1 protein-coding gene and 1 pseudogene are annotated in these 1202 nt (G+C 68.5%); both read left to right on the top strand.

All coding sequences use genetic code 11. The features are described from left to right. Positions 1-201: 201 nt before the first annotated feature. Positions 202-663, top strand: a complete 462-nt coding sequence (locus AC2W7C_RS18160; RefSeq protein ID WP_486002600.1) for a type III secretion system chaperone family protein — start codon at positions 202-204, stop codon at positions 661-663. Between the two features lie 119 nt (positions 664-782). Beyond that, positions 783-1202: pseudogene (locus AC2W7C_RS18155) on the top strand (hypothetical protein); the annotation flags it as partial.

Below are 1202 nucleotides of genomic sequence, written 5' to 3'. Positions count from 1 at the left end.
GTGCGCCTGCTCAGCGCCGGCGACGCGGCCGCCAGGGCCGAACTGCAGCGCTGCCGCGCCAGGACGCCCCGGTTGGGCTGACGAAACCTCACCGCCGCTGGCGCCTCGGGACGCTCGGACGTAGCGTGACTCCCAGTGGGATCCGGGGAGCTTGGGATGAAGTCGATTTCCCTTTCTGTGGCCGCATGCGCGGCCCTGATCATGGCTTTCGCGGCGTTCCCCGCCGCCGCCTCGCAGGAGCCGCGGGTGGGTCAGGCGCAGGTCTATCGCTCGCTGCTGCCTTCCGACATGACCGCCTTGTTGAACGGGATGGGCTATGCCTCGGTGAAGAAGGCCGAAGGCGGCCGCTACGACATCGAGACCGCCGAAGGCTTCAAGTTCTCTGTCGAGCTGGCCGTCTGCGACGTCGAGGGCGGCCCGGCCGGATGCCTGGGCGTGAGCGCCTACGCGACCTGGGGGATGGACGCCGCCGACCGGACCAAGCTGACCCCGGTGATCGATCGGTTCAACAACCACTACCGCATCGGCAAGGCGCTCTTCCTGGACGACAGCGTCTATGCCGAACGCTATCTGACCACCGATGGGGGCGTGACCCTCCAACATGTCATCGACGAGTTGGACGAGTTCGTCTCCGCCACGCCAGCTGGGCGCGATGATGCATGAGGTCTTGGGCGACTAGGGGCACGGTCAAGTCGAACCACCGCCGCGGCGCTGCGTTTGCTCAGGACTCTCCCGGGACACGTCGTTCGTCCCGAAGCGGGACGGCCGGAGACATCACGCCCATGTTCGAGTTCGGTCGAGACCTGAGGAAGCTTTTCGACAAGGCGCGCGAAAGCGACGATCTCGGCTGGCTGGAGCTGGTCGGCGTCGATCTGGTCGCCAGCGAGGCCCGGCGCGAGACCATCGACGCGGGCCGGGTGTCCAATCCTCGCCCGTTCGACAGCTGGATGCGCGCCTCCGCCCTCTGGCGTGAACACGCCCGCCGGACAGGAGAAAGGGCCAGCCTGGATCGCGCCGCATCGGCCGCCTCGGATGCGGCGCGGCACACCACGGTCAACGACCAGACCGCGGCCGCGGCGATCGAATCCGGCCAGATTCATCTGCTGCGCTTCGATTTGTTCGGCGGCCCCTCGATGCTCGCCGCGGCCCTCTCCGACGTGCAAGGGCTGACCGCCGAAGCGCCCGGCGACGCGGTCCGCCGC

This window comes from Brevundimonas sp. CURTG3B2_SDJG (assembly GCF_057364705.1).
Note: the sequence above shows the minus strand (reverse complement) of the source record. Positions and strands in the feature narration are given on the sequence as shown.